Genomic DNA, 24,388 nt, shown 5'->3' on the forward strand with positions numbered 1-24,388 from the left:
CGGCGCCGGGGCCGGCAATCACCAGATCGGTGTTGCCCGAGACCGAGCCCGAGACCCTGGCGCCGAGCGATTCGGCCCGCGCCTTGGCCTCGGCGCGCGCCATCGGTTACGGCGCCCCGGCGCGCCAGCGGCTGGCCTATGACGAGCTGTTGTCGCACCAGCTTGCCTTGCAGATCGCGCGCGCCCGCATGCGCCGCGGCAAGGGCCGCGAGAGCCGGGGCGACGGCGGCCTGCGCGCCCAGGCGGCGAGCGCCTTCGGCCACCCGCCGACCGGCGCCCAGGCCCGCACGCTGGACGAGATCGCCGCCGACATGGCCGCACCAGAGCGCATGATGCGGCTGCTGCAGGGCGATGTCGGCGCCGGCAAGACCTGGGTGGCGCTGATGGCCATGCTGATCGCGGTCGAGGCGGGCGGGCAGGGCGCGCTGATGGCACCCACCGAGATCCTGGCGCGCCAGCACGCCGCCAATATCGGGCCGCTGGCCGAGGCGGCGGGCGTCGAGGCGGTCGTTTTGACCGGACGCGACAAGGGCGCCCAGCGCGCCGACAAGCTCGCGGCCATCGCCGAGGGCCGCGCCAAAATTGTGCTGGGCACCCATGCGCTGTTCCAGGAGGGCGTCGCCTTCCACGACCTGCGCCTCGCGGTGATCGACGAGCAGCACCGCTTCGGCGTGCGCCAACGCATGGACCTGGCCGAGAAGGCGCCGCGCGGCGCCGACATGCTGGTGATGACGGCGACGCCGATCCCGCGCACCCTGGCGCTCGCGGGCTATGGCGATCTCGACATTTCGGTGCTCGACGAGAAGCCGCCCGGGCGGCAGCCGGTGGACACGCGCCTGGTCTCTATGGAGCGCTACGAGGAGGTGGTCGAGCGCCTGCGCGGCGCCACCGCGCGCGGCGAGCGCGCCTACTGGGTCTGCCCCCTGGTCGAGGAGAGCGACACGCGCCCGCTGGTCGCCGCCGAGGAGCGCCACCGCGCGCTGGCCAGCGCGCTGGGGGCCGGTAATGTCGCCCTGGTGCACGGCCAGATGCCGGTCGAGGAGCGCGACCGGGCGATGGCCGACTTCCAGTCCGGCGCGCGGCGCGTGCTGGTGGCCACCACCGTGATCGAGGTCGGCGTCGACGTGCCCGAGGCCACCATCATGGTGATCGAGCAGGCCGAGCATTTCGGGCTGGCCCAACTGCACCAGCTGCGCGGCCGGGTCGGGCGCGGGGCAGGGCGCTCGTTCTGCCTGCTGATGTACGCGCCGCCCTTGGGCGAGACCGCCCGCGCCCGCCTGTCGATCATGCGCGAGACCGAAGACGGCTTCCGCATCGCCGAGGAGGACCTGAGGATCCGCGGCGCAGGCGACCTGCTGGGTACGGCTCAGTCCGGCCTGCCGCGCTTCCGCATCGCCTCGCTCGAGAGCGACCCGGCGCTGATGGCGCTCGCCCGCGACGACGCGCGGCTGGTGATGACGCGCGACCCCGAGCTCGGGACCGGGCGCGGCAAGGCCTTGCGGGTGCTGCTCTACCTGATGGAGCGCGACGCCTCGGTGCGGCTGATGCGCGGGGCCTGAGCCGTCGTGCGATCCCAGTCGGGTGCGCTCCGGTGCGCGGTCAGCATGCGCATTGCGAATGGACCATGAACATTTGTTCTAAAAATGTTCTTGATTTTTAATCGAACCAATGTAGAACATAGCAGCAACACAACGAAACACGATTCTCCGGGAGGCCCGCCATGGCCACGTTGCTCAAAGCCCGCAAGTTCGCCGTCGAGGCCCCGCGCGAGGCGTTCGTCGATGCTCTCGGCTTCGCCGCGATGTGCGCGCTGATCTTTGTCGGCTTCATGCTGCCGGCCTTCGTCTGATCCACGCCTGCCACCGTTCCAGGCGGGGACGCCCGGCCGTCGACAACCCCCGGCGGCCCCGTTGCCGCTCCCTCACGGCCAACGCCACCCGGTCCGGCCCAGCCACCTCGCCGGACCCTCCGCGTCCCCCCACTGGAACGCACTGGGCCGCCTCCCGAAAGGGCAGGCGGCCCTTTTTTCGCTCATTTTTGCGACTCGGCAAGCCACTGCGCAAAGCATCCGCCAGACGGGATCCTGCTCTCGGCGCCCCGCGCGCGCTCGCGGGCCCAGTAATCGAGGCGGGCGCGCGCCAGGCGACGCACGTCCTCGCGCGCGGGGACGGAATTTCGCCACCCATCCTGCGGAATGACCACCTCGAGCGGCGAACCGATTTCGGCCAGCCCAAGGAATACACCGGTATGCTCGAGCCCGGAAAACATGCACGCTTCGACCGCCTTTGCGCAGTGCGCCTCGCAGATGCGGAGCAAAGGCGTGAGATAGGTGCCGCGGCGGGCTTCCGCGACCAGCAGCGCGCCCGCTGAGACCCGCTCGGCCGGTGTCGGCGGAGGCGAGCGTGGCACGGTGCCTCTGACCCAGTCGAGGGTTGCCACCAGCCGGTCATAGGTCCGGTCGACGAACGTATCCCCGGCCGGCGTTTCTCCCGCCCAACGATTGCGCCAGCTTTGAAACATGAGCGCCACGAGACGCTTGCCGCGAAATGCCTGGCGGAATTCCGCCTCCTGTTCCGGCCCCCATGGCGATCCGGTCCATCCCTCGGTCCAGTATGCGGGCGCCGAGCCAGGCGGTTTTTGTGAAACCTGGTCAGAAAACCAACGTGTAGCCCAAATGTAACCCTGGCAATAATCGTCGGCCGTGGCGATCTCATCGAGAAACTCCGCCACGAACGGATGTGTGGTTAGGAACTTCAGGCCAGTGCGCAGCACATACTCCCTTTCACCCGCGGCAACCATGCGGCGCGCATAACCAATCCATGCCACGGGATCCTGTTCCTCGCGGACCCGTCCCCACTCGGTAATGAGTGGGTTGTCCCGCAGGTCGTCCGATATCGCCCACGACATTGGCCACCGGCTTGGACGCCCATCGGGAGAGGGGTCGCGATACAAACGCCATCGCTCCCGGCGCGACAAATCGGGGAGATCGTCGTAGACGCGGTATTCGAGCCGCCAGAGCAAAGCCTGCGCCGCCTCGTTGCCATTGCGGGCGAGGGCAGCCAGCTCGGTGATCGCGCCGAGGGGCTCACCATCGAGATAGACGTCGATGGCAGTCTGCAAACGGGGATTCTCAAGGCCCTCGAGCACTGGCTGGGCCGAACCTGCTTGTGAATTCGTCGCGTACAGCGCAATCGCTACGGCGAAGAAAATGGAAATCAGTCGAACCATGGCCTGATTGTAATACACGGAGAGGGGTCGATCCAAATACCGTCAGGGCTGTAAGGCTTACCACAAAGCGCATAATCTATATTATGTAAAATATAGCTAGATGGTGAGGAGCCGGGGTGAAAACGAAAGTCTAATAAATATCCGTTTCTTTTCAGAATGTCCGAAGGTGTTTTGTTATCCTGCCGCCTTACCCGCGTCCCCAATGCGACGCGCAGTGCAGCGGACCTTGGCTCGGCATCACCCCCGTGATCCGTTCACCGATCTGCCGCGCGAGGTTTGCCTCGCGCCGCCGCCCTTGTATAGCAGAGGCCCGAGCCCCCGAGGACGACCCGGCAATGAGCGACCTGCCCATGCGCATCATCCGCGACCTGGCGCGCCCCGCGCCGCTCATCGGCGCATGATCCCGCTGCTTGAGGGCATCCGCGTCGTCGACCTCACCTCGGTGGTGATGGGCCCGTTCGCCACCTATCAGCTGGGCGCGCTGGGCGCCGAGGTGATCAAGGTCGAGCCGCCCGGCGGCGAGGCCGTGCGCCACATCGCGCCGGCGCGCCACGCCGGCATGGGCGCCATGTTCCTCAACGTCAACCGCGAGAAGCGCAGCCTGTGCCTCGATCTCAAGGAGCCGCAGGCCCGCGCCGCGCTCGAGCGCGTCATCGCCACCGCGGACGTGCTGGTGCACAACATGCGCCGCCCGGCGGCGAAGCGGCTGGGCCTCGACGCCGAGACGCTGAGGCCCCGGCACACCGGCCTGATCCATTGCGCGGCGATCGGCTTTGGCAAGCACGGGCCATACGCGAACAACGGCGCCTATGACGATGTTGTGCAAGGATTATCCGGTTTTGCTGCCGTCAATCAGGACGAACACGGCGTGCCGCGTTACGTGCCCCAGATCATCGTCGACAAGATCGCGGCGCTGTTCATCGTCGAGGGCGTGCTCGCCGCGCTGCTGCACCGCCAGCGCACCGGCGAGGCGCTGGCCTTCGAGGTGCCGATGCTGGAATGCGCCGTGCATTTCCTGATGGCCGAGCATCTGGCCGGGCAGATCTTCGACCCGCCGCTCGGGCCCCCGGGCTATACGCGGGTGCTCAACTCCTATCGCCGGCCCTATCCCACCAAGGACGGCTATGTCGGCGTGCTGCCCTACGCCCAGAAGCACTGGATCCGCTTCATGGAGGTGGTCGGCCGTGCCGACGTCGCGGCGCAGCCGTGGTTCCTCGACCCCGCGGCGCGCAGCGAGCGCATCCACGAGCTGTGCCGGGTGATCGACGAGGCCATGCCCTCGAAGACCACCGCCGAGTGGCTGGAGCTTCTCAGCGCAGCGGACATCCCCTGCGGCCCGATCACCCGGCTCGAGGAGCTGTTGGATGAGCCCCACCTCGCCGCGAGCGGCTTCTTTGGCCGCGAGCGGCACCCGACCGAGGGGCCCTTGCGCACCGCGCGGCACCCGCTGGACTTCACCGGCATCGCGGAGGCGGCCGCGCGCCCTGCCCCGGGCCTTGGCGCCGACAGCCGCGCGATCCTGGCCGAGGCGGGCCTCACCGAGGCCGAGATCGCGGCGCTGATCGCCGCCGGCGCCCTGGTCGCCCCTCAGGACACCCCAAAGAACGCGCAACACCGGCACGAGGACAGGACATGAAGGCAGCCTTCTACGAACGCACCGGCCCGGCCGCGGAGGTCTTGCAGCTCGGCGATATCGAGGATCCCGCCCCCGGCCCCGGCGAGGTGCTGATCCGCGTGAGCGTGCACGGCGTGAACCCCACGGATGCCAAGCGCCGCGGCGGCCAGCGCGGCAAGATCCCCTTTCCCCGCGTCATCCCCGGCTATGACGCCGCCGGCGTGGTCGAGGCGGTCGGCGAGGGCGTCGACCCGGCCCGTGCCGGCAAGCGGGTCTGGGCCTGGGAATGCGCGCACCTGAAATGGGACGGCGCCGCCGCCGAGCTGGTGCGCGTGCCCGCCTCCCGCGCCATGCCGCTGCCCGAGACCGCCTCGTTCGAGGACGGCGCCTCGCTCGGCGTGCCGGCGATCACCGCCTGCCACGCGCTGATGCTGGGCGGCGCGCTGAGGGACGAGACGGCGATCGTCACCGGCGCCGCCGGCGCGGTTGGCAACTACGCGGTGCAGCTCGCCAAGCGCATGGGCGCCACGGTCATCGCCGTGGTGCGCGGCGCGGCCGAGCGCGAGGAGGAGGCGGCCGCGGCCGGCGCCGACCGGGTGGTCAACACCGACCGCGAGTCGCTGCACGACATCGCGCTCGAGATGACCGATGGCCAGGGCGTGCGCACCATGCTGGACGTGGACCTGGGCGCGCATCTCGACTTTGCCTGGCGCATCGTGGCGCAGAACGGCACCATCGCCTCCTATGGCAGCGCCTCGGAGCCGAGCCCCCGGATCGACTGGCCGAAAATCATGTACCGCAACATCCGGCTGTGCGGCGTGGCCATCTTCGAGGTGCCCGAGGAGGCCAAGCTGCGTGCCGCCGGCTATGTCGAGCAGGCGCTTCGGGCCGGCGCGCTGACGCACCGGGTGGACAGCCGCTTCCCGCTTTCTGAGATCGCCGCGGCGCACGAGCGCCAGGAGACCGGCCATCCGCGCGGCAAGGTGCTGGTGCAGATTGGCTGAGGGCCGCAGGCGCCACCCCCGCCGCGCGCCCGGTTAACTCTTATATGTCTTATATAAGACATGCAGGAATTTCGCCGCGATCTTTACCGGGCCTTAACGGATTGGCTGCCGCCGGGGGCGTATTCATATACCCCAATCGCGCGGCGGCGGGCGGGCCTCACAGCGCCGCCCCGAACGCCTCCCACAGCCGCCGGTTCACCGGGTCGGTGTCGGCGGCATATTCCGCGTGCCATTGCACGCCCAGCGCGAAGCCCGAGGCGCCGGGCAGCACCAGCGCCTCGGGCGTGCCGTCCTCGGCCCGGCCCTCGATGGCAATCTCGGGGCCGGGGTCGAGGATGCCCTGCCCGTGCAGCGAGTTCACCATGACCTCGCGCGCGCCGAGGATCTGCTCGAACAGGCTGCCGGGGGTGAGCCGCACCGTCTGGCGCGGGCGGTAGATGACATCGGGGTCGGTGGCGCCCTTGGGCATGCGGTGGTTCTCGTGCCCGGGCAGCGCGCTGATCTCGGGATGCAGGGTGGCGCCGTAGGCCACGGCCATCTCCTGGAAGCCGCGGCAGATGCCGAACAGCGCCACGCCGGCGGCGACCGCGGCGCGGATCAGCGCCAGCGCCACCGCGTCGCGCGCCCGGTCATAGGGCTCGTAGGCCGGCGTGGGCGCGACGCCGTAGAGGCTGGGGTGCACGTTGGGTCGCCCCCCGGTCAGCACGATGCCGTCGAGGATCTCGATGAGGTGCCCGATGTCCTCGGTCCCCGGCAGCGCCGGAATCATCAGGGGCTGCGCGCCGGCCAGCTGCGCCGTGGCCAGCACGTAGCGGTCGCTCACGCGCTGGCCCGGCGCGCCCGGCCCCTCGGTCAGCGCATTGCCGATGATGCCGACGGTTGGGCGGCCCACGCGCGCTAGCCCCGGCCGATGAACGGCATCTTGGTGGCCATGACGGTCATGAACTCGACATTGGCGTCGAGCGGCAGGTTGGCCATGTGCACGATGGCCTGGCCGACATGGGCCACGTCCATGGTCGGCTCGGCGCGCATCGAGCCGTCGGCCTGCGGCACGCCCTCGGCCATGCGCCGGGTCATCGGCGTGGCGGCGTTGCCGATGTCGATCTGGCCGCAGGCGATGTCGAAGCGCCGCCCGTCGAGCGACAGCGTGCGGGTCAGCCCGGTGATGGCGTGCTTGGTCACCGTGTAGGGCGCCGAGCCAGGCCGCGGCACATGCGCCGAGATCGAGCCGTTGTTGATGATGCGGCCGCCCTGCGGCTCCTGCCGGCGCATCTGGGCGAAGGCGGCGCGGGCGCACAGATAGGCGCCGTGCAGGTTGACCGCCAGGACACCCTCCCAGTCCGCCACGGGGATCTCGTCGATCGGCCTGGCGGCCGTGTTGGTGCCGGCGTTGTTGAACAACAGGTCGAGCCGGCCGAACCGGCCGACGGTGGCGGCGAACGCCGCCTCGACCTGGGCCGGGTCGCTGACATCGGCGGGCGCGACCATCGCCACCTCGCCCTTGCCCACCTTCGCGGCCGTCTCGTCGAGCGTCTCGCGCCTGCGCCCGACCAGCGCCACGCGCCAGCCGTCGGCCAGGAGCGCCAGCGCCGCCGCGCGCCCCACGCCCGAGCCTGCGCCCGTGATCAGTGCAACACCCTTCATCGCGTTCTCCCCCCAAAGGCCTCGGCAGCGGTCTTTTATTCCGATAGCCGCCTTGCCCGCGGCCGGCAACCTCGGCCTTGGCTCTGGCGCTCGGGCGCCGCCTGCGCTAGTGCATCACATGTGTGATGGATTGGGGTGATGAACCGGGGAGGCGTGGTGATCGAGAAGACGGTGAAATCGGCGGTGCGGGTGCTGGCGATCTTCGAGGTCTTCGAGTCCGAGCGCCGCGCGCTGACCATCTCGGAGCTGGTCGAGCGGCTGGCGATCCCGCAGTCGAGCACCTCGACGCTGATGAAGAGCCTGCTGGCCAAGGGCTTCGTCGAATACGACGGCGAGACCCGGCGCTACCGGCCCTCGGTGCGGCTGGCCTTCCTGGGCAACTGGGTGCTGGGCTCGACCGGGGTGATCGCGCGCATCCACGCGCTGGCGCAGACGCTGTCGAAGCGCACCGGCGAGACGGTGCTGGTGGGCGCGGAGAACGGGCTCTACATGCAATACCTCTCGGTCATCGTCTCGCCGCACACGGTGCGCATCGCGCTGCATCCGGGGCTGAAGCGGCCGCTGCACCTGTCGGGGCTGGGGGTGATGCTGCTGTCGCTCAAGACGGACGCCGAGATCGGCCGCATCGTGCGCCGCTTCAACGCCGAGGAGGACGCGCCCGCCCCGCCCCGCCTAGCCCCGCCCCGCCTGACCGAGCGGCAGGTGCTGGGCATGATCGAGCGCGCCCGCGCCCAGGGCTGGTGCGAGACCGCGAACCTGATCACGGCGGGCGCGGGCTCGATCGCCACGCTCTTGCCCCTGCCCGGCGGCCAGCGGCCGCTGGCGATCGGCATCGGCGCCCCGGTCGAGCGGCTGCAGGCGCGCCGCGACGTGCTGCAGCAGGCGCTGGCCGAGGCCGTGGGCGAGTTCACCGCGGCCACCTTCGGCGGCCCCTGAGGCGCTTGCCGCCCCGCCGCCCGGCACTATGCTTGAGCGCGACCGAGACCCAGGGAGGACCCCATGACCACCGTCAAAGCCGTGCAGATCGAGGAATTCGGCGGCCCCGAGAAGCTGAAGTTCGTCGAGGCCGAGCTGGGCGAGCCCGGCCCCGGCCAGATCCGCATCCGCCACGCCGCGATCGGGCTGAACTTCATCGACATCTACCAGCGCACCGGGCTCTACCCGATGAAGCTGCCGCTGATGCTGGGCATGGAGGGCGCCGGCACGGTCGAGGCGATCGGCGAGGGAGTGACGCACCTCGAGCCCGGCGACCGGGCGGCCTATGCCTCGGCGCCGCCGGGGTCATACTCCGAGGCCCGCGTGATGAACGCCGTGCATGTGTGCCGCCTGCCCGAGGCGATCAGCTTCGAGGAAGGCGCCGGCATGATGCTCAAGGGGCTGACCACGCAGTACCTGTTCTCGACCTCGGCCAAGGCGAAGAGGGGCGACACGGTGCTGTTCCACGCCGCCGCCGGGGGCGTGGGGCTGATCGCCTGCCAGTGGGCCAGGGCCAAGGGCATCACGCTGATCGGCACCGCGGGGTCGGACGAGAAATGCGCCCTGGCCAGCGAGCACGGCGCCGCGCATGTGATCAACTATCGCACGCAGGACTTCGTCGCCGAGGTCAAGCGCATCACCGAGGGCCGCGGCGTCGATGCGGTGCTCGACGGCGTGGGCAAGGCGACCTTCGACAAGTCGCTCGACTGCCTGCGCCCGCTGGGCATCATGGTCAGCTTCGGCAACGCCTCGGGCAAGCCCGAGCCGTTCGACCTGCAAAAGCTCTCGGCCAAGGGCTCGCTGTTCCTCACGCGGCCCACCCTGTTCAGCCACATCGCCACGCGCGAGGCCTGCCAGGAGCGGGCCGACGAGCTGTTCGAGATGGTCGGCTCGGGCAAGGTGAAGATCCGCATCAACCAGACCTACAAGCTGGCCGACATCGCCCAGGCGCATCGCGACCTGGAGGCGCGCAAGACCACCGGCACGACGGTGCTGACGCCGTAGGGCGCGCCCGCGCCGACGGAACTCGGCGCCGCGCAGCGCCAGCCGATCACGAGACGGTGAGGCCGGCGCCCGGGCCGCGTGCGGGCGATTGCGGGCCGGGCCGGCGCCGAGTCATGCTCCGCTCGCATTGGCGAGTCGGCCGCGGTGATGCGGCCGCGCGCGAAAGCGAGGGAGATCGTCGGAATGCGAGAATTGCGCAAGAGTGCGGGGCTGGCCGCGTACCTGCTGGGCGCCGCGTCGCTGGGGGTCCTGTCCCTGGGGACATCGCAAAGCATGGCCGCCGGAGAGGCCACGATGGCCCAGCCGGCCAAGAAACCGGCCAAGCTCTACAAGGGAAAGTCCGTCCGGGTGGGGCACGGCAAGGCGCGCGTCGTCGTCGGCGTCGATGCGGCGGGCAAGCCGGTCTCGGTCGGCGTGCTGCTGAGCACCGGCGCGCTGGATGGCCTGCCCACCGAGCTCAACAAGAAGAGCGAGGACGGCGCCTGGGTGTTCACGCTGCCCATGCCCACGAAGGCGCCGAAGACCACCGGCTACAGCGAGGTCGTGATCGACTGGAACCCGCACGGGCATCCGCCCGAGCACATCTACACCGTGCCGCATTTCGACTTCCACTTCTACACCATCAGCCCCAAGGAGGTGGACAAGGTCCACTTCTCCGGGCCCAACGACAGCGCCGCCGAGGTGAGCGACCAGGGGCTGGTGCCGCCGCACTACAAGGTCATCCCGGAGACGGCGATCAACCGGATGGGCGTGCATGCGGTGAACATGGACGCGCCCGAGTTCAAGGGCACGCCGTTCACCGCGACGTTCATCTACGGCTACTACAAGAACCGGCTGACCTTCCTGGAGCCGATGGTCACGCGGGACTTCCTGAAGACCGGGCCGAAATTCTCCGAGCCGGTAGAGACGCCGGCGCACTACAGCTCGCCCGGCTATTACCCGACGCGCTTCAGCGTCCGCTACGACGCCAAGCTGAAGGGCTACCTGATCCGGCTCGGCGACCTGAAGCACGCCCCGGGCAGGTCCTGAGGCGGCGGGTCCTGAGGCGGCGGGGCTAGCTGCGCGCCAGGGCGGGCGGCTCGATCGCCTGCTCGGCGATGAGCGAGGCGTGGGCGCGCTGGTACTGGGGCGGGAAGGCGGTGGTGTCGCCCACCGCCACCGCCGCGTGCCAGGGCCAGCGCGGGTTGAACAGCATGGCGCGGGCGAGCGAGACCATGTCGGCCTGGCCGGTGCGCACGATGGTCTCGGCCTGGATCGGCTCGGTGATCTGGCCGACCGACATGGTGGCGATGCCGGTGGCGCGGCGCACCTCGGCGGCGAAGCGGGTCTGGTAGCCCGGGCCGGTGAGGACCTTCTGCTCGGGCGTCAGCCCGCCGCTCGAGACGTCGACGAAATCGCAGCCGCGCGCCTTGAGCGCGTGGGCATAGGCGATCGAGCCCTCGAGGTCCCAGCCGCCCTCGACCCAGTCCGAGGCGGAGAAGCGCACGCCCAAGGGGCGCTCGGCCGGCCAGACCGCGCGCACCGCGTCGAAGATCTCGAGCGGATAGCGCATGCGGTTCTCGAGGCTGCCGCCATAGGCGTCCTCGCGGCGGTTCGAGATTGGCGAGAGGAAGCTGTGCAACAGGTAGCCGTGGGCGCTGTGCAGCTCGAGCGCGTCGAAGCCGAGCCTGAGCGCGCGCCCGGCCGCCTGCACGAAGCCCTCGCGCACGCGGCTGAGCGTCGCCTCGGTCATCGCCTGCGGCACGTGCCAGTCCGGGCCGAACGGGATGGCCGAGGGGGCCACCGTGGGCCACGCGCCCTCGCCGGCGGTCAGCGGCTTGCCGCCGCGCCAAGGCGCGTTGGCCGAGGCCTTGCGCCCGGCATGGCCGATCTGGATGCCCAGCCGCGCGCTGCCGTAGTCGCGGTAGAACCGCACCACGCGGGCCATCGCCGCCTCGTTGGCGTCCGACCACAGCCCGGTGCAGCCCGGCGTGATGCGGCCCTCGGGCTCGACGCCGGTGGCCTCGACGAAGACCAGCGCCGCGCCCGAGACGGCGAACTGGCCCAGATGCATCAGGTGCCAGTCGGTCACGGTGCCCTCGACCGCGCTGTACTGGCACATGGGCGAGACCACGATGCGGTTGGAAAGCTCGAGCGGCCCGAGCCGGATGGGCGAGAAAAGCGTGCTGCGCATAGGCGTGTTCACTCTCGTTGAGGGTGGTGTCGGGGGCGGCTCAGCCGAAGGCCGAGGAGCCGTCCGGGGTGGGGATCTCGAAGGCGTTCAGCGTGAGCGAGACCAGGGCGTAGTAGCCCACCGTGCCGATCAGGTCGACCAGCGCGGGCAGGCCGAGCACGGCGACGGCCTCGTCGAAGCCGGGCTGGGCGAGCCGGTGCGCGCGGCAAAGCTCCAGCGCGACGCGGTGGACGATGCGCTCGGCGGGGTCGGCAAGCTCGGGGGTGCGGCCGAGGCGGATCGCCTCGGTGACCGCCTCGGGCAGGCCGGCCTCGTGGGCGAAGCGCACATGCGAATACCACTCGTACTCGGCGCGGTGGTGCGCGCCGGTCACCAGGATGGCCAGCTCGCGCAGACGGGGCGCGAGGTGGGATTCGAAACGCAGATAGGCGCCGAGCCGCTGCGCCCGGTCCGCGAGGCCCGGCGCATGCAGCCACACGGGGTGCGGGCCCACGGCACGGCCGCGCGGGCCGGCGAGGATCTCGTCCAGCACCCGGCGCTGCTCGGGCGTCATGTCCTCAGGCGCCAGCGGCGGCAGGCGGCTCACACGCGGCCCCGGAAATCGGGTGTGCGCTTGGCGAGGAAGGCCTCGATGCCCTCCTGGCCCTCGGGCCCGCCGATGGCGGTGGCGACGCTCTCGGCCTCGGCCTCGAGCTGGTCCTCGAGCGTGGCCGAGCGCGCCCGCGCGATCAGCCGCTTGGCGTTGCCGAGCGCGCGGGCGGGGCCGGCGGCCAGGCGCCCGGCGAGCTCCAGCGCCTCATCGAGCGCGGTGCCGATCTTGACCACCCGGTTGACCAGCCCGTGGCTATAGAGCCGCTCGACCGGCACGCGGTCGCCGGTGAAGACCATCTCGGCCACCAGCTGGGGCGGCAGCGCGGCGCCGAGGAAGGCGGTGGCGCCGCCGTCGGGCGTGATGCCGATGCGCACATAGGCGACGGAGAGATAGGCGCCCTCGGCCGCCACCATCATGTCGCAGGCCAGCGCCAGCGAGGCCCCTGCCCCGGCGGCGCCGCCCTCGATGGCGGCGACGATCGGCTTTGGGCAGCCGCGCATGGCGAGGATCAGCGCGTGCAGCCGGTCGACCGAGGCCCGCCGCGCCGGGTAGTCGGCCGCCGCGCGCTGCTTCAGCCCGCTGACATTGGCGCCCGAGCAGAAGAAGCCGCCCGCCCCGGTCAGCACGATGGCGCCGATCTCGGGGTCCTGGACGGCGGCCTCGACCGCCTCGCGCAGCGCGTCGTAGAATTCCCAGCCCAGCGCGTTGCGCGTCCTGGGGTCGGTGATGGTGGCCAGCAGCACCGCGCCGCGGCGCTCCAGCGTCAGCGTGTCGGTCATGCCGAGTCCTCCGAGAAGCGGATGAATCGCTCCAGATGGTGGTCGGTGTCGCCGAGCAGGTGGTCGATCATCACGATGCGCTTGGCGTAGTGGGCCACGGCCGCCTCCCAGGTCATGCCGATGCCGCCATGCATCTGGATCGCCTCCTCGGCGACCAGCCGGCCGACCCGGCCGGCGAGGTGCTTGGCCGCCGACAGCGCGCGCTCGCGCGCCGGCCGCGCCGCGCCGAGCGAGGAGGCCGCCAGCATCACCGCCGAGCGCAGCTGCTCGATCTCCAGCATCAGGTCCACCATGCGGTGCTGCAGCACCTGGTTCGCCCCGATCGGCTGGCCGAACTGCACACGGGAGCGCAGATAGTCCAGCGTGAGGTCTTTGGCGACCTCCATGGCGCCGAGCGCCTCGGCCGAGAGCGCGAGCACGCCGCGGCCGAGCGTGCGCTCGATCACAGGGTAGGCCTCGCCCGGGGTGCCGATCGGCGTGGCGGCCACGTCACCCAGCGCGATCTCGGCGGCCGTGCCCTCGTCGATGGTCGAGTAGGAGCGCAGCGCCACGCCATCGGCATGCGGGTCGATGCTGAACAGCGCCAGCCCGGCCTCGTCGGCGACCTCGCCTGAGACGCGCGCCGAGACGATCAGCCGGTCGGCGGCGCAGCCGTTGAGCACCACCGCCTTGGCGCCGGTGACCTGCCAGCCGTCGCCGTCCGGCACCGCGCGGGTGCGCACGTGGCTGGGGCCGTAGCGCCCGTCCGGCTCGCCGTGGGCGAAGGCCAGCAGGCACCGGCCCTCGATCACCTGGGCCGGCGTCTCGGTGTCGCCGGCCTCGATCAGCGGCCAGGCGCCCAGCACGGCGGTGGCGAGGAAGGGCTCGACCACCAGGCCGCGGCCCAGCGCCTCGAACACCAGCGCGATGTCCTCGCCGGTGCCGCCCAGGCCACCGGCCTCGGGGGGCAGCAGCGCGCCGATCAGCCCGAGCTCGGCGAACTCGGCCCACATCCGGCGCGAGAAGCCGATGTCGAGGCCCACCGTCTTGTGCCGCTTGTCCAGCGGATACCGCTCGCGGATGAACCGCTCGGCGGTGTCTTTCAGCATCTGCCTCTCGCTTGAGAGGTTGAAGTCCATGCCGCCCTCCCAATGGTTGCTGAAATCAGAGCTTCAGCAGGTCACAGTTTCAGCAGGTCAGAGCTTCAGCAAATTCTTGGCCACGATGTTGCGCTGGATCTCGTTCGAGCCGCCGTAGATCGAGGTCTTGCGCATGTTGAAATAGCCGCGCGCCAGCGGCAGGGCATAGTCGGGGCCCGGCGCCTCGCCGTTCCAGCCCTCGTCGAAGGCCTCGGGCAGGTCGGGCAGCGCATAGGGCCCGACGGCGCGGCGCAACAGGTCGGTGGTCTCCTGGCGCACCTGCGTGCCCTTGATCTTGAGCAGCGAGGATTCGATGCCCGGCGCGCCGCCCTCGGCCGCGGCGGCGACGGTGCGCAGGTTGAACACCTCCATCGCCATCAGGTCGATTTCGAGCCGCGCCACGCGGGCGGCGAACAGCGGGTCCTCGATCAGCGGGCGGCCGTCCTTGCACTCCTCGCGCGCGATGCGCTTGAGCGTGCGCAGCGCCTGCCTGGAATAGCCCACCCCGGCGATGCCGGTGCGCTCGTGCGTCAGCAGATACTTGGCCACGGTCCAGCCGTCGTTCTCGGCGCCGACCAGGTTTTCCACGGGCACGCGCACGTCGGTGAGGAAGACCTCGTTGATCTCGTGCTCGCCCTCGAGCGTGTGGATCGGGCGCAGCTCGATGCCCGGCGAGGCCATGTCGATCAAGAGAAACGAGATGCCCTGCTGCGGCTTTGCCGCCTCGGGGTCGGTGCGCACCAGGCAGAAGATGCGGTTGGCGAAGTGGCCGAGCGTGGTCCAGGTCTTCTGGCCGTTGACCACGTAAGTCGCGCCCTCGCGCACGGCGCGGGTCCTGAGCGAGGCGAGGTCGGAACCCGCGCCCGGCTCGGAATAGCCCTGCGCCCACCAGTCCTGGTCGGACAGGATGCGCGGCAGGTAGTGGTCCTTCTGCGCCCGGGTGCCGAAGCGGATCAGCACCGGGCCCAGCATGTTGACGCCGAAGGGCACGATGCGCGGCGCGCCGGCGGCGACCATCTCCTCCTCGAAGATGTGCTTCTCGACCGGGCCCCAGCCGGTGCCGCCATACTCCTTGGGCCAGTGCCAGGCGAGCCAGCCGCGCTCGCGCAGGAGCGCGTGCCATTCGAGGTAGTCCTCCCGGGTCAGCCGCTGGCCGCGCCGCACCTTGCGGCTGAGCCGCCTCGACAGCCGCTTGGCCAGCCAGTCGCGCACCTCGGTGCGGAAGGCCTCCTCCTCGGCGGTATAGGTCAGGTCCATCTTCGGCCTCCCTGGTCTAGAGCGCGTCCCCGGTGCCCCAGATCGTCGTCACCTGGCTCGACAGCACGCCGCCATTGCCGTGGGCGAGGCAAAGCTGCGCCCCGTCCACCTGCCGCTCGCCGCAGCTGCCGCGCGCCTGACGGATCGCCTCGATCATCACGAACAGCCCGTACATGCCGGGGTGCACGCAGCTGAGCCCTCCGCCGTTGGTGTTCACCGGCAGGACGCCGCCGGGCGCGATACGGCCCTCGGAGACGAAGTCGCGGCCCTCGCCCTTGGCGCAGAAGCCCAGGTCCTCGAGGAACAGGAGCGTGTTGATGGTAAACGCGTCGTAGAGCTGCACCGTGTCCATGTCCTGGGGCCCGTAGCCGGCCATGGCGAAGGCGCGTGGGCCCGAGTCCGCGGCCGCCGTGACGGTGAGATCCGGCATGGCCGAGATCATCCGGTGGTGATGCGCCATGGCGGCGCCGAGCAGGTAGACCGGGCGCTGCGGCCCGTCCCTGGCGCGGTCGGGGCGGGTCAGCACCACGGCCGCCGCGCCGTCGGTCACAAGGCAGCAGTCGAGCTTGCCGAGCGGGTCGGAGATCGGGCGTGCGGCGAGCACTTCGGCGATGGTCAGCTCCCCGCGCTCGACCGCCTCGGGGTTGAGCCGGGCCCATTTGCGCGCGGCGACGGCGACCTCGGCGAGGTGCTCGCGGCTGGCGCCGAAGTCGTGCATGTAGCGGCTGGCGGCCAGCGCGTAGGCCGTGATCGGGTTCCTCGGCTCGTACTGCGCCTCGAAGGGCATCGGCTCGGAGATCGAGCGAAAGCCCCCCGCCGTGCGCTGGTTCGAGCCGTAGGCGATCACGGCGACGTCGATCAGCCCGGCCTCGAGCGCCATGGCCGCGTCGAGCGCATGGGCGAGGAACGACGAGCCGCCGATGTTCGAGCCGTTGGAGTATTTCGGCTGAAGCCCGAGATGCTCGGCCAGCGACATGGCGGCCATGGAGTGGAAGGCGGTGGCGGCGAACAGGCCGTCCACTTGCGCCAGCGCGATGTCGGCGTCGGCCAGCGCCTTGTGCACCGCCTCGGCCATCAGCTCCATGGCGTTGCGCCCGGGCGCCTCGCCGATGCCGCAGGTGGCGGCGCCGACGCAGGCGGCCTTGCCGCGCAGGTGACCGAGATCGTGCATCGCGCCCTCCCTCACGCCGGCTCGAACACGACGGCCGGGGCGCCGTTCAGCGCGTCGATCCGGGCGCGCACCTTCATGCCGATGCGCACGTCCTCGGGCGCGATGCCGACCACGCGCGACATCATGCGCGGGCCCTCGGCGAGGTCGATCAGGGCGACGTTGTAGTCGCCGCCCTTCTCCGGGCGCCGCCGCGTCACCGTGGTGGCATGGACCGTGCCCGCGCCCGAGGCCTCGACCCATTCGAGATCGGCCTCGCCCGTGCCCGGCGCGACCACGCGGGGGTAGAACACGTGCGCGCCGGTCGAGGCCGAGCGCTGGATCATGAAGCGCCCTTCCTTGAGGTAGGCGTGAAACCGCGCCTCAGGCCCCGGCCCCTCGAAATATCCGCTCATCGCGTCCTCCCTATTGCGCCGCCCGGAGTGCGCCCAGCCCCAGCCGGGCGCGCGCGGCATGGTACTCGCGCTCGAAGCGGTCGATCAGATCGGCGGCGCCGAGGACCTCGCGCACCGCGCCGATGCCCTGCCCCGCGCTCCAGATGTCCTTCCATGCCTTGGGCTTCGAAGAGCCGGCGGAGAAGTCCATCTGGCTGGGGTCGCTGTCGGGCAGGTCGTCGGGGTCGAGGCCGGTCGCCGCCACCGAGGGCTTGAGGTAGTTGCCCTTCACCCCGGTGAACAGGCTGGTGTAGACGATGTCCTTCGAGGTGCCCTCGACGATCATGCGCTTGTAGTCGGCGGGTGCGTTGGCCTCGCGCGTGGCGATGAAGGCCGAGCCGATATAGGCGAGGTCGGCGCCCATGGCCTGGGCCGCGAGGATGCCGTCGCCGGTGGCGATGGCGCCCGAGAGGATCAGCGGCCCGTCGAACCACTGCCGGATCTCGTGCACGAAGGCGAACGGCGACAGCGTGCCGGCGTGGCCCCCTGCCCCGGCGGCCACCGCGATCAGCCCGTCGGCGCCCTTCTCGATCGCCTTCCTCGCGAAGTCGTTATGGATCACGTCGTGCAACGTGATGCCGCCATAGGAATGCACCGCCTCGTTCACCTCGACCCGCGCGCCGAGCGAGGTGATGACGATGGGCACGCGCCATTTCACCATGATCTCGAGGTCGCGCTCGAGCCGGCTGTTCGAGCGGTGCACGATCTGGTTGATGCCGTAGGGCGCGGCGGGCCGGTCGGGGTTGGCCTGGTTGTGGCGGTCGAGCTCCTCGGTGATGCGGGCGAGCCAGCGGTCGAGCTCGTTCGGCTCGCCCTCGGCCTCGCGCGCGTTCAGCGCCGGGAAGGTGCCGGGGATGCCGGCCTTGCACTGCGCGAGCACCAGATCGGGGGTCTGCACGATGAACATCGGCGCGCCGATGGCGGGCAGGCGCAGGTTCTGAAGAACGGGCGGCAACGCCATGAAATCAGATGCCTTTCCTGACGATCAGCGCGTCCAGCGCCAGTGGTCCCTCGGGCCGGGCGAGGAGCGGGTTCATCTCGACGCTTGCGATCGCGTCGCCGTGCGCCGCGGCGAACACCGACAGGCGCGAGATGGCGCGGGCCAACGCGTCGAGGTCCGCGGGCGCACGTCCCCGCGCGCCGCGCATCAGCGCCGCCCCTTTCAGCTCGTCGATCATCTCCCGCGCCGTCTCCACCCCGAATGGCGCCCGGCGCAAGGATACATCGCCGAGCACCTCGGTGAATACCCCGCCGAGCCCGAACATCACGACGGGGCCGAACACGGGATCGGTTTTCGCGCCGAGGATGCACTCGACGCCGCCGGTGACCATGGGCGAGACCAGAACGCCGTCGATGCGGGCCGCGGGCGCATGGGCGCGGGCGTTCTCGGCGATGGCCTCGAAGGCCGCCGCGGCGTCGGCAGGCGCGATGCCGAGCTTGACGCCGCCGGCCTCGGTCTTGTGCGCGATGTCGGGCGAGGCGATCTTCATCGCCACCGGGCCGGCGATGGCGCGGGCCGCCGATTCGGCCTCCGCCCCGGTGGTGGCGAGCCGGTCCTCGACCATGGGCAGGCCGGCGGCGGCGAGCACCGCCTTGGCCGCGCGCTCGCCCAGCGGGCCGTCGGGCAGCGCCGCGAAGGCGAGGGCCTCGGGCACGGCCTCGGCGCCTTTGGCGAAGGCGGTGCCGAAGAACATCAGCGCCGCCGCCGCGGTGATGGCGCGGGTCGGGTCCTCGAAGCTGGGAAAGCCGGCGGCGTCATAGCGCGCCCGCATCTCCTCGGGCGTCAGCATGACCTGCAGGAACAGCCGGCCGGGATAGCCGGCCATGGTCTCGGTCAGCTGCGCCAGAAGCGGGTTGCCGAGCAGCGGCGAGCCCGCCACCGAGGTCCAGAAGCCGATCAGCGCGTCGTAGCCGCCCGTCTCGAGCATCGCCTTGACAAAGCGCGGCACCAGGCTGAGATCGTTGAAGAACTGGGCCGTCACGTCCACCGGGTTGCGCGACGCGGCGAAGGGCAGGATGGCCTTCATCTCGGCCTGCGCCTCGGCGGGCATGGGCGCGACGTCGAGGCCGAGCTCCTCGGCCGCGTCGGCCATCAGCACGCCGGCGCCGCCCGAGATTGTCACCAGCCCCAGCCGCCGGCCGGCGGGGTAGATGCGCGGGCGCGCGGAATAGGCGATGTCGAGCATCTCCTCGGTCGAGCGCACCCGGCAGGCGCCGTGCTGGCGCAGCACCGCGTCGTAGACCGCGTCCTCGCCGGCCAGCGAGGCGGTGTGCGAGGCGGCCGCCGCGGCGCCGACCGCCGAGCGGCCGACCTTCATGAAGATCACCGGCGTGCGCCTGGCGCGCGCGACCTCCAGCGCGTCGATGAGCATGGCGCCGTCCTTGATGCTCTCGGCATAGGCCATGATGGTGTGCACGTCGTCGCGCTCGGCGAGCATCCGGATCGCCTCGGCCACGTGCAGGTCGGCCTCGTTGCCGGTGGTCAGCCAGTAGCCGATGCCCAGCCCCTTGCGGTGCGAGGCCATGTAGATGTGGCTGCCATAGGCGCCCGACTGGCTGGCGATGGAGATGCCGCCCGGCTGGGGCGTCGCCCAGTCGATGGTCGAGGTGAAGGTGGGGAAGAAGCGGGTCGCCGCGTTGAAGGCGCCCAGGCAGTTGGGGCCGATCACGCGCAGGCCGGTCTCGCGCGCGATGCGGGTCACCTCGTCTTGGAGCGCGGCGCCCTCGGCGCCCACCTCGGCAAAGCCCGAGGAGAAGATCATCACCGTGCGCGCGCCCTTGGCCGCGGCGAGGCGCACCTGCTGGGGCACATGCACCGCGGGCACGGCGACGAGCACGAAGTCGAGCGGGCCGTCGATCTCGGCCAGGCTGGGCCAGGCGCGCAGCCCCTGCACGGTGTCGCGCCTGGAGTTCACCGGGTAGATCGCGCCGGCGAAGCCCTGCCTGATCATGTGGCCGAGCGGCCGTCCGCCGATGCGCGTGGGGTCGTCGGAGGCGCCGACGATGGCGATGGAGCGCGGGCAAAGCAGGTCGTCGAGCGTGGTCATCGGCTCACACGGTTGCCACCGGGGTGACGGGCGAGCCGACCGCGCCAGGCAGGCGCAAGGGCGGCGCGGTGAGCAGGAAGCGCGTGCGCCCGGCGCCGCGCAGCCAGTCCGCGAGGTCGCTCAGCCACCACAGCTCGCCGAGCGGGATGCCCAGCTTGAACAGGCACAGCTCGTGAAGCGGCAGGAACGGGCGGTGGCCCGCGCCGGTGCGGCTGGGCACGCGCTCGACGGCGTAGTTGTCGGCGATCAGCGCCACCAGGCGGCTGTCGCGGATCCACTCGTGCAGTGCGGGGTCGCGGCCCTCGAGCGCGGTGCAGGTGCCGTGCAGCGTCGCGGTGTCGGGCGTGCCGCGCATGTCGCGGATCCTGCGCGCGAAGCCGGTGTGCAGGCAGACCATGTCGCCGGGCTCGACGCGCACGTCCTGCGCCGCCATCGCCGCCTCGAGCGCGGCGAAGTCGAGGTCGAGATGCGCGTCGCCGTGGATGGCGTGCAGGTCGATCATCACCGCCCTGCCCTGCACGCAGGTCTCGGCCATCTTCTCGACCCCCAGCCGGTCCGCCCGCACGGGCGTGAGGCCACCGCAGTCCTCGCCTGGGCCGGCCACGGAGATGTCCTGGCCGCCGCGCCAGCCGTTGTAGAACACCGGCTCGGGCGTGCCGTCGCCGTCGGCGTCGAACTCAGACCCGACATGGGCCAGCGCGTCCCACTGCGTCGAGTACTGGGTGTGGATCAGCACCCGGTCGTCGTTGATCACGTCGGTGAAGTCGGGGTTGGCGTCGGCGGTGCGCAAGAGGTAGCGGTCCACGCCTTCGGGCGTGCGCGCGGCGAAGCGCCGGGGCGGGTGGCGCGCCGGGTTGAGCAGGTTGCCGCCGGGCAAATCCAACGGCAGCGAGAGGCAGAAGGAGCGGCCCTCGCGCACCTCGGCGATGCCCTCGAGCACCTTCTCGGGGTTGATCAGGTTGAGCCGCCCGATCTCGTCGTCGGGGCCGAACTCGCCCCAGTTCGACAGCGGCGGCCGGCGGGTCCAGCGCGCCATCTCAGGCCTCCGTCGCCAGGGGCAGGCCCAGCCGCGCCCGGCGCTTGAGCCACATGGTCGGGCGGTAGCGGTCCTCGCCGGTGATGGCCTGCAGCTGCTCCAGGATGCGCAGCGTCTGCTCCGCGCCCATGTCCTCGGCCAGCGCCAGCGGTCCCAGCGGGTAGTTCAGCCCCAGCCGCATGGCGAGGTCGATGTCGGCGGGCGCGGCGAGCCCGATCTCGGCCATGTAGCAGCCGAGATTGGCGATCATGGCACTCATGCGCTGAGCGACGAAGCCGGGGCTGTCCTTGATCGCGGTGACCGCCCGGCCCGAGGCGACGATGGCCGCCGCGACCATGTCGAGCGCTTCGATTCCCGCCCCGGGCGCGGTCATCAGCGTCACCCGTTGCGAGGTGTCGCCGCTGAGGTCGAGGCAGACCAGCGCCTCGTGCGCCACGCCGGTCCTGAGCGACACATGCGTCGCGTCCTCGCCGATGGGCGCGGCCAGGTGCGGGCCGGTGTCGCCGATCTCAAGCCCGATCTCGGCGCAGAACGCCGCGAGGCCCTCGTCGTCCTCGGCGAGCTGCACGCAGGGCACCGGCTCGGAGTCCGGCGCGTAGTCGGGCGAGGGGCGCCCGGCGGACTTGCCGCCCTCGTAGTCGAACCAGCCGCGCCCGGTCTTGCGGCCGAACAGGCCGGCATCGGCCATCGCCTTGTGGTTCGGCGCCGTCTTGAGCCGCGGGTCGTGCAGATAGCCCTGGTAGACGATCATGCTGACGGGATAGTTCACGTCGATGCCGGTCAGGTCCATCAACTCGAACGGGCCCATCGGGAAGTGGCGGCAGTCGCGCATGACGGCGTCGACCTGCGCGGGCGTGGCGACGCCCTCGTGCACGAGGCGCAGGGCTTCCGTGGTGAAGGCGCGCCCGCCCATGTTGACCAGGAAGCCTGGGCTGTCCTTGACGGTCACGGGCGTGCGCCCGAAGCGGCGGCCGAGCGCGCTGAGCGCCGCAACGGTGGCGTCCGAGGTCTCGGCGGCGCGGATCACCTCGACCAGCTGCATCAGCGGCACCGGGTTGAAGAAGTGCATGCCGGCGATGCGGCCGCGGCGCTCGCAGGCCCGCGCGATCGAGGCGATCGGGATCGAGGAGGTGTTCGAGGCGATCAGGCAGTCGGGGCCGACCGCGGCCTCGATGCGCGCGAACACCTCGCGCTTGACCTCGAGGTCCTCGACGATGGCCTCGATCACCGCGCCCGAGGGCGCGAGTCGGGCGATGTCGTCCACCACTTCGATGCGGGCGATGGCGGCGTCGGCCTCGGCCCGGCCGATGCGCTCCTTCTCGACCAGCCGCGCGATGCGGCCCGCGACGGTCTTGCGCGCCGCCTCGGCCGCGCCGGCCTTGGCGTCGAAGACCAGCGTGCGCAGGCCCCCCTGGGCCGAGACCTGCGCGATCCCCTGCCCCATGGCGCCTGCGCCGACCACGCCGACGACGAAATCCTCTGCCTCTGGCTCACTCATCGCGTGCGGCCCCGCGGGGCCCTCCCTTGTCGATTCCGTCCCGTGGGTTCATCCCTTGGGTCGATTCCTTGAAGCACTCTAGCAACCGGGGGCGCGGGCGGAACAGGCGCCCGGAGGCCGGATCACGCCTCGCCGCGCAGCCGGGCGATGGTGGTGTAGGCGGAGATCGCCTCGAGCGAGCTGCGCACGTCGATCACCGCCGGGCCGTCCCAGGCCAGCGCCTCTGCCACGGCGGCGGCGGCGTCGCCGGGCTGCGCCACGGTCAGGCCCAGCGCCCCGAAGGCGCGGCCCCAGGCGGCGAAGTCGGGGTTCTCCAGCGTCGTGCTCGCCACCCGGCGCGGGTGGTCGCGTTCCTGGTGCAGGCGGATGGTGCCGTAGGAGCGGTTGTTCGACACCACGATCTTCGGCCGGGCGCCGTGCGCCACGGCGGTGGCCAGCTCGTTGCCGGTCATCATCAGCCCGCCGTCGCCGCAAAACGCGATCACCGTGCGCCCGGGCGCGCGCAGGCAGGCGGCGACGGCGCCGGGCACGCCCATGCCCATGGCGCCGCCGACCGAGCCCATGGCCGGCTGCGCGCCGTCCCACGGCCACAGCGAATGCACCCAGGTGGAGAAGTTGCCGGCATCCATGGTGACGATGGTCTCGCGCGGCGCGCGCTCGGCCAGCTCGCGCACCACGACGCCGAAGTCGACGCCGTCGGGGCGCTCGGCGGCGTGGTAGTCGGCGATGCCGCGCGCGGCGGCGTTGAGCCGGGCGCACCACTGGGCGCGGTCGCCGGGCGGGGTGGCGTCGCGCGCGGCCAGCGCGTCGAGGAAGGCGACCGGGTCCGAGACCAGCCCCAGATCGGGGCGGTAGAGGCCGCCAATGACGGCGGGGTCGGGGTAGACATGCACCAGCGGCTGCGCGGGCTGGGGCGCGCGGGGGAAGCTGTAGCCCTGGGTCGGCGTGTCGCCCAGCCGGGTGCCCACGGCCAGCACCAGGTCGGCCTCGGCCAGCGCCGCGATCAGAACGGGGGGCACCTTGAAGCCCAGATGCCCGGCGTAAAGCGGAGAGGCGTTGTCGAAGATGTCCTGGTGCTTGAAGGTCGGCGCCACCGGCAGGCCGTGCGCCTGCGCCCCGCGCTTGAGCGCGGCGCGGCCCTCGGGCCCGGCCATGAGCCCGCCGGCGATCAGGAGCGGGCGCTCGGCCGCCTCGAGCCGGGCGACGACAGCGTCGAGCTCGGCCGCCGCGGGCTGCGCGCGCACCACCGGCAGCGGCGCCATGACCGGCGCGTCGGTGGCGTCGCGCAGCATGTCCTCGGGCAGCGCGATCAGGGCCGGGCCCGGCGTGCCGGCCTCAGCCGCGTGCCAGGCGCGGGCCACCGTCTCGGGCAGCCGGGCGGGGTCGTGCACCTCCCACACGCCCTTGGCGACGGCGCCGAACATCTCGCGGTAGTCGATTTCCTGGAAGGCGCCGCGGCCGCGCTCGCGCCGCGCCACCTGGCCGATCAGCACCACCAGCGGCACCGCGTCCTGCTGCGCCACATGGACCGCGATGGCGGCGTTGGTGGCGCCCGGGCCGCGGCTGACCGCCAGCACGCCGGGCCGGCCGGTCAGCTTGGCGTCGGCCACGGCCATGAAGCCGGCGCCGCCCTCGTGGCGGCAGACCACGGTGTCGATCCCGGCCGCGTCGATCAGCGCGTCGAGCAGTTCCAGATAGCTCTCGCCCGGCACGCAGAAGATGCGGTCGACGCCGTGGGCGTGCAGGCATTCCACCATCAGGTCCGCGGCGCGGCGCATCCTCTCCCCCGTTTCTCAGCGTTGCCGACGAGTCGCG

At 71.4% G+C, this 24,388-nt stretch carries 22 protein-coding genes and 1 pseudogene; 7 read left to right on the plus strand and 16 right to left on the minus strand.

Annotated features, from left to right (window positions below; genetic code table 11):
- A pseudogene (locus AC32QD_RS14070) lies at positions 1-103 on the minus strand (BRCT domain-containing protein); the annotation flags it as partial.
- A 46-nt stretch (positions 104-149) separates the two neighbouring features.
- On the opposite strand from AC32QD_RS14070, the gene AC32QD_RS14075 reads away from it, so the two are divergent.
- Together AC32QD_RS14075 and AC32QD_RS14080 are read left to right on the plus strand one after the other, a co-directional pair.
- Positions 150-1,559, plus strand: coding sequence for an ATP-dependent DNA helicase RecG (locus AC32QD_RS14075; RefSeq protein WP_492011169.1), 1,410 nt, complete (start codon positions 150-152; stop codon positions 1,557-1,559).
- A 161-nt stretch (positions 1,560-1,720) separates the two neighbouring features.
- Entirely contained in the window at positions 1,721-1,849 is a 129-nt protein-coding gene (locus tag AC32QD_RS14080) for a hypothetical protein (RefSeq protein ID WP_492011137.1), read from the plus strand.
- A gap of 182 nt (positions 1,850-2,031) precedes the next feature.
- On the opposite strand, the gene AC32QD_RS14085 is transcribed toward AC32QD_RS14080, so the two are convergent.
- Entirely contained in the window at positions 2,032-3,246 is a 1,215-nt protein-coding gene (locus tag AC32QD_RS14085; protein WP_492011138.1) for a hypothetical protein, read from the minus strand.
- Between the two features lie 379 nt (positions 3,247-3,625).
- Here AC32QD_RS14085 and AC32QD_RS14090 point away from each other — a divergent pair, with 379 nt between their 5' ends.
- Together AC32QD_RS14090 and AC32QD_RS14095 are read left to right on the plus strand one after the other, a co-directional pair.
- On the plus strand, positions 3,626-4,864 hold the full coding sequence (locus tag AC32QD_RS14090) for a CaiB/BaiF CoA transferase family protein (protein ID WP_492011139.1): 1,239 nt from the start codon (positions 3,626-3,628) through the stop codon (positions 4,862-4,864).
- Positions 4,861-5,847 carry an NADPH:quinone reductase gene (locus AC32QD_RS14095; protein WP_492011140.1) on the plus strand — a complete coding sequence of 329 codons (987 nt, stop codon included), beginning with the start codon at positions 4,861-4,863 and terminating at the stop codon, positions 5,845-5,847. The genes AC32QD_RS14090 and AC32QD_RS14095 overlap by 4 nt, the downstream gene beginning before the upstream one ends.
- A gap of 157 nt (positions 5,848-6,004) precedes the next feature.
- Here AC32QD_RS14095 and AC32QD_RS14100 read toward each other — a convergent pair whose 3' ends face one another.
- Together AC32QD_RS14100 and AC32QD_RS14105 are read right to left on the minus strand one after the other, a co-directional pair.
- The gene (locus AC32QD_RS14100) at positions 6,005-6,739 is read right to left on the minus strand and encodes a gamma-glutamyl-gamma-aminobutyrate hydrolase family protein (protein ID WP_492011141.1); all 735 of its coding nucleotides are present in this window, start codon (positions 6,737-6,739) and stop codon (positions 6,005-6,007) included.
- A gap of 5 nt (positions 6,740-6,744) precedes the next feature.
- Positions 6,745-7,491, minus strand: a complete 747-nt coding sequence (locus AC32QD_RS14105; RefSeq protein ID WP_492011142.1) for an SDR family oxidoreductase — start codon at positions 7,489-7,491, stop codon at positions 6,745-6,747.
- 138 nt (positions 7,492-7,629) lie between these two features.
- On the opposite strand from AC32QD_RS14105, the gene AC32QD_RS14110 reads away from it, so the two are divergent.
- From AC32QD_RS14110 to AC32QD_RS14120, 3 genes are all read left to right on the plus strand, one after another.
- Complete coding sequence (locus tag AC32QD_RS14110; RefSeq protein ID WP_492011143.1) at positions 7,630-8,427, plus strand: IclR family transcriptional regulator; 798 nt, start codon at positions 7,630-7,632, stop codon at positions 8,425-8,427.
- Positions 8,428-8,490: 63 nt separating this feature from the next.
- A complete protein-coding gene (locus AC32QD_RS14115) occupies positions 8,491-9,471 on the plus strand; it encodes a quinone oxidoreductase family protein (RefSeq protein WP_492011144.1) in 981 nt (326 codons plus the stop codon).
- 183 nt (positions 9,472-9,654) lie between these two features.
- Positions 9,655-10,500 (plus strand): DUF5602 domain-containing protein, encoded by an 846-nt coding sequence (locus tag AC32QD_RS14120; protein ID WP_492011145.1) that lies wholly within the window; start codon positions 9,655-9,657, stop codon positions 10,498-10,500.
- A 25-nt stretch (positions 10,501-10,525) separates the two neighbouring features.
- Here the strand turns inward: AC32QD_RS14120 and AC32QD_RS14125 are convergent, their stop codons facing one another.
- From AC32QD_RS14125 to AC32QD_RS14180, 12 genes are all read right to left on the minus strand, one after another.
- Positions 10,526-11,644, minus strand: a complete 1,119-nt coding sequence (locus AC32QD_RS14125) for an NADH:flavin oxidoreductase/NADH oxidase (protein WP_492011146.1) — start codon at positions 11,642-11,644, stop codon at positions 10,526-10,528.
- Between the two features lie 40 nt (positions 11,645-11,684).
- Positions 11,685-12,230 carry a carboxymuconolactone decarboxylase family protein gene (locus tag AC32QD_RS14130; protein WP_492011147.1) on the minus strand — a complete coding sequence of 182 codons (546 nt, stop codon included), beginning with the start codon at positions 12,228-12,230 and terminating at the stop codon, positions 11,685-11,687.
- On the minus strand, positions 12,227-13,015 hold the full coding sequence (locus AC32QD_RS14135; RefSeq protein ID WP_492011148.1) for an oxepin-CoA hydrolase, alternative type: 789 nt from the start codon (positions 13,013-13,015) through the stop codon (positions 12,227-12,229). Before AC32QD_RS14135 ends, AC32QD_RS14130 begins: the two co-directional genes overlap by 4 nt.
- Entirely contained in the window at positions 13,012-14,103 is a 1,092-nt protein-coding gene (locus AC32QD_RS14140) for an acyl-CoA dehydrogenase family protein (RefSeq protein ID WP_492011149.1), read from the minus strand. Before AC32QD_RS14140 ends, AC32QD_RS14135 begins: the two co-directional genes overlap by 4 nt.
- An 87-nt stretch (positions 14,104-14,190) precedes the next feature.
- Positions 14,191-15,390 carry an acyl-CoA dehydrogenase family protein gene (locus AC32QD_RS14145; protein ID WP_492011150.1) on the minus strand — a complete coding sequence of 400 codons (1,200 nt, stop codon included), beginning with the start codon at positions 15,388-15,390 and terminating at the stop codon, positions 14,191-14,193.
- A gap of 16 nt (positions 15,391-15,406) precedes the next feature.
- Positions 15,407-16,561: an acetyl-CoA acetyltransferase gene (locus AC32QD_RS14150; protein ID WP_492011151.1), complete on the minus strand. Its 1,155-nt coding sequence runs from the start codon at positions 16,559-16,561 to the stop codon at positions 15,407-15,409.
- 11 nt (positions 16,562-16,572) lie between these two features.
- Entirely contained in the window at positions 16,573-16,953 is a 381-nt protein-coding gene (locus tag AC32QD_RS14155; RefSeq protein WP_492011152.1) for a Zn-ribbon domain-containing OB-fold protein, read from the minus strand.
- A 10-nt stretch (positions 16,954-16,963) separates the two neighbouring features.
- Positions 16,964-17,953 carry an NAD(P)H-dependent flavin oxidoreductase gene (locus tag AC32QD_RS14160; protein ID WP_492011153.1) on the minus strand — a complete coding sequence of 330 codons (990 nt, stop codon included), beginning with the start codon at positions 17,951-17,953 and terminating at the stop codon, positions 16,964-16,966.
- A 4-nt stretch (positions 17,954-17,957) separates the two neighbouring features.
- The gene (locus AC32QD_RS14165) at positions 17,958-20,039 is read right to left on the minus strand and encodes an acetate--CoA ligase family protein (protein ID WP_492011154.1); all 2,082 of its coding nucleotides are present in this window, start codon (positions 20,037-20,039) and stop codon (positions 17,958-17,960) included.
- A 4-nt stretch (positions 20,040-20,043) separates the two neighbouring features.
- Positions 20,044-21,075 carry a cyclase family protein gene (locus AC32QD_RS14170; RefSeq protein WP_492011155.1) on the minus strand — a complete coding sequence of 344 codons (1,032 nt, stop codon included), beginning with the start codon at positions 21,073-21,075 and terminating at the stop codon, positions 20,044-20,046.
- A gap of 1 nt (position 21,076) precedes the next feature.
- A complete protein-coding gene (locus AC32QD_RS14175) occupies positions 21,077-22,573 on the minus strand; it encodes a 3-hydroxyacyl-CoA dehydrogenase (protein ID WP_492011156.1) in 1,497 nt (498 codons plus the stop codon).
- 122 nt (positions 22,574-22,695) lie between these two features.
- Positions 22,696-24,351 (minus strand): thiamine pyrophosphate-binding protein, encoded by a 1,656-nt coding sequence (locus tag AC32QD_RS14180; protein ID WP_492011157.1) that lies wholly within the window; start codon positions 24,349-24,351, stop codon positions 22,696-22,698.
- Between the last annotated feature and the right edge of the window lie 37 nt (positions 24,352-24,388).

Source organism: Thermohalobaculum sp. (assembly GCF_058622915.1).

Excerpts from the sequence above, each read along its gene's own strand:
- AC32QD_RS14080 (WP_492011137.1), top strand. The coding sequence starts at position 1,721 with ATGGCCACGTTGCTCAAAGCCCGCAAGTTCGCCGTCGAGGCCCCGCGC.
- AC32QD_RS14090 (WP_492011139.1), top strand. The coding sequence starts at position 3,626 with ATGATCCCGCTGCTTGAGGGCATCCGCGTCGTCGACCTCACCTCGGTG.
- AC32QD_RS14095 (WP_492011140.1), top strand. The coding sequence starts at position 4,861 with ATGAAGGCAGCCTTCTACGAACGCACCGGCCCGGCCGCGGAGGTCTTG.
- AC32QD_RS14105 (WP_492011142.1), bottom strand. The coding sequence starts at position 7,491 with ATGAAGGGTGTTGCACTGATCACGGGCGCAGGCTCGGGCGTGGGGCGC.
- AC32QD_RS14110 (WP_492011143.1), top strand. The coding sequence starts at position 7,630 with ATGAACCGGGGAGGCGTGGTGATCGAGAAGACGGTGAAATCGGCGGTG.
- AC32QD_RS14115 (WP_492011144.1), top strand. The coding sequence starts at position 8,491 with ATGACCACCGTCAAAGCCGTGCAGATCGAGGAATTCGGCGGCCCCGAG.
- AC32QD_RS14120 (WP_492011145.1), top strand. The coding sequence starts at position 9,655 with ATGCGAGAATTGCGCAAGAGTGCGGGGCTGGCCGCGTACCTGCTGGGC.
- AC32QD_RS14125 (WP_492011146.1), bottom strand. The coding sequence starts at position 11,644 with ATGCGCAGCACGCTTTTCTCGCCCATCCGGCTCGGGCCGCTCGAGCTT.
- AC32QD_RS14135 (WP_492011148.1), bottom strand. The coding sequence starts at position 13,015 with ATGACCGACACGCTGACGCTGGAGCGCCGCGGCGCGGTGCTGCTGGCC.
- AC32QD_RS14140 (WP_492011149.1), bottom strand. The coding sequence starts at position 14,103 with ATGCTGAAAGACACCGCCGAGCGGTTCATCCGCGAGCGGTATCCGCTG.
- AC32QD_RS14145 (WP_492011150.1), bottom strand. The coding sequence starts at position 15,390 with ATGGACCTGACCTATACCGCCGAGGAGGAGGCCTTCCGCACCGAGGTG.
- AC32QD_RS14150 (WP_492011151.1), bottom strand. The coding sequence starts at position 16,561 with ATGCACGATCTCGGTCACCTGCGCGGCAAGGCCGCCTGCGTCGGCGCC.
- AC32QD_RS14155 (WP_492011152.1), bottom strand. The coding sequence starts at position 16,953 with ATGAGCGGATATTTCGAGGGGCCGGGGCCTGAGGCGCGGTTTCACGCC.
- AC32QD_RS14160 (WP_492011153.1), bottom strand. The coding sequence starts at position 17,953 with ATGGCGTTGCCGCCCGTTCTTCAGAACCTGCGCCTGCCCGCCATCGGC.
- AC32QD_RS14165 (WP_492011154.1), bottom strand. The coding sequence starts at position 20,039 with ATGACCACGCTCGACGACCTGCTTTGCCCGCGCTCCATCGCCATCGTC.
- AC32QD_RS14170 (WP_492011155.1), bottom strand. The coding sequence starts at position 21,075 with ATGGCGCGCTGGACCCGCCGGCCGCCGCTGTCGAACTGGGGCGAGTTC.
- AC32QD_RS14175 (WP_492011156.1), bottom strand. The coding sequence starts at position 22,573 with ATGAGTGAGCCAGAGGCAGAGGATTTCGTCGTCGGCGTGGTCGGCGCA.
- AC32QD_RS14180 (WP_492011157.1), bottom strand. The coding sequence starts at position 24,351 with ATGCGCCGCGCCGCGGACCTGATGGTGGAATGCCTGCACGCCCACGGC.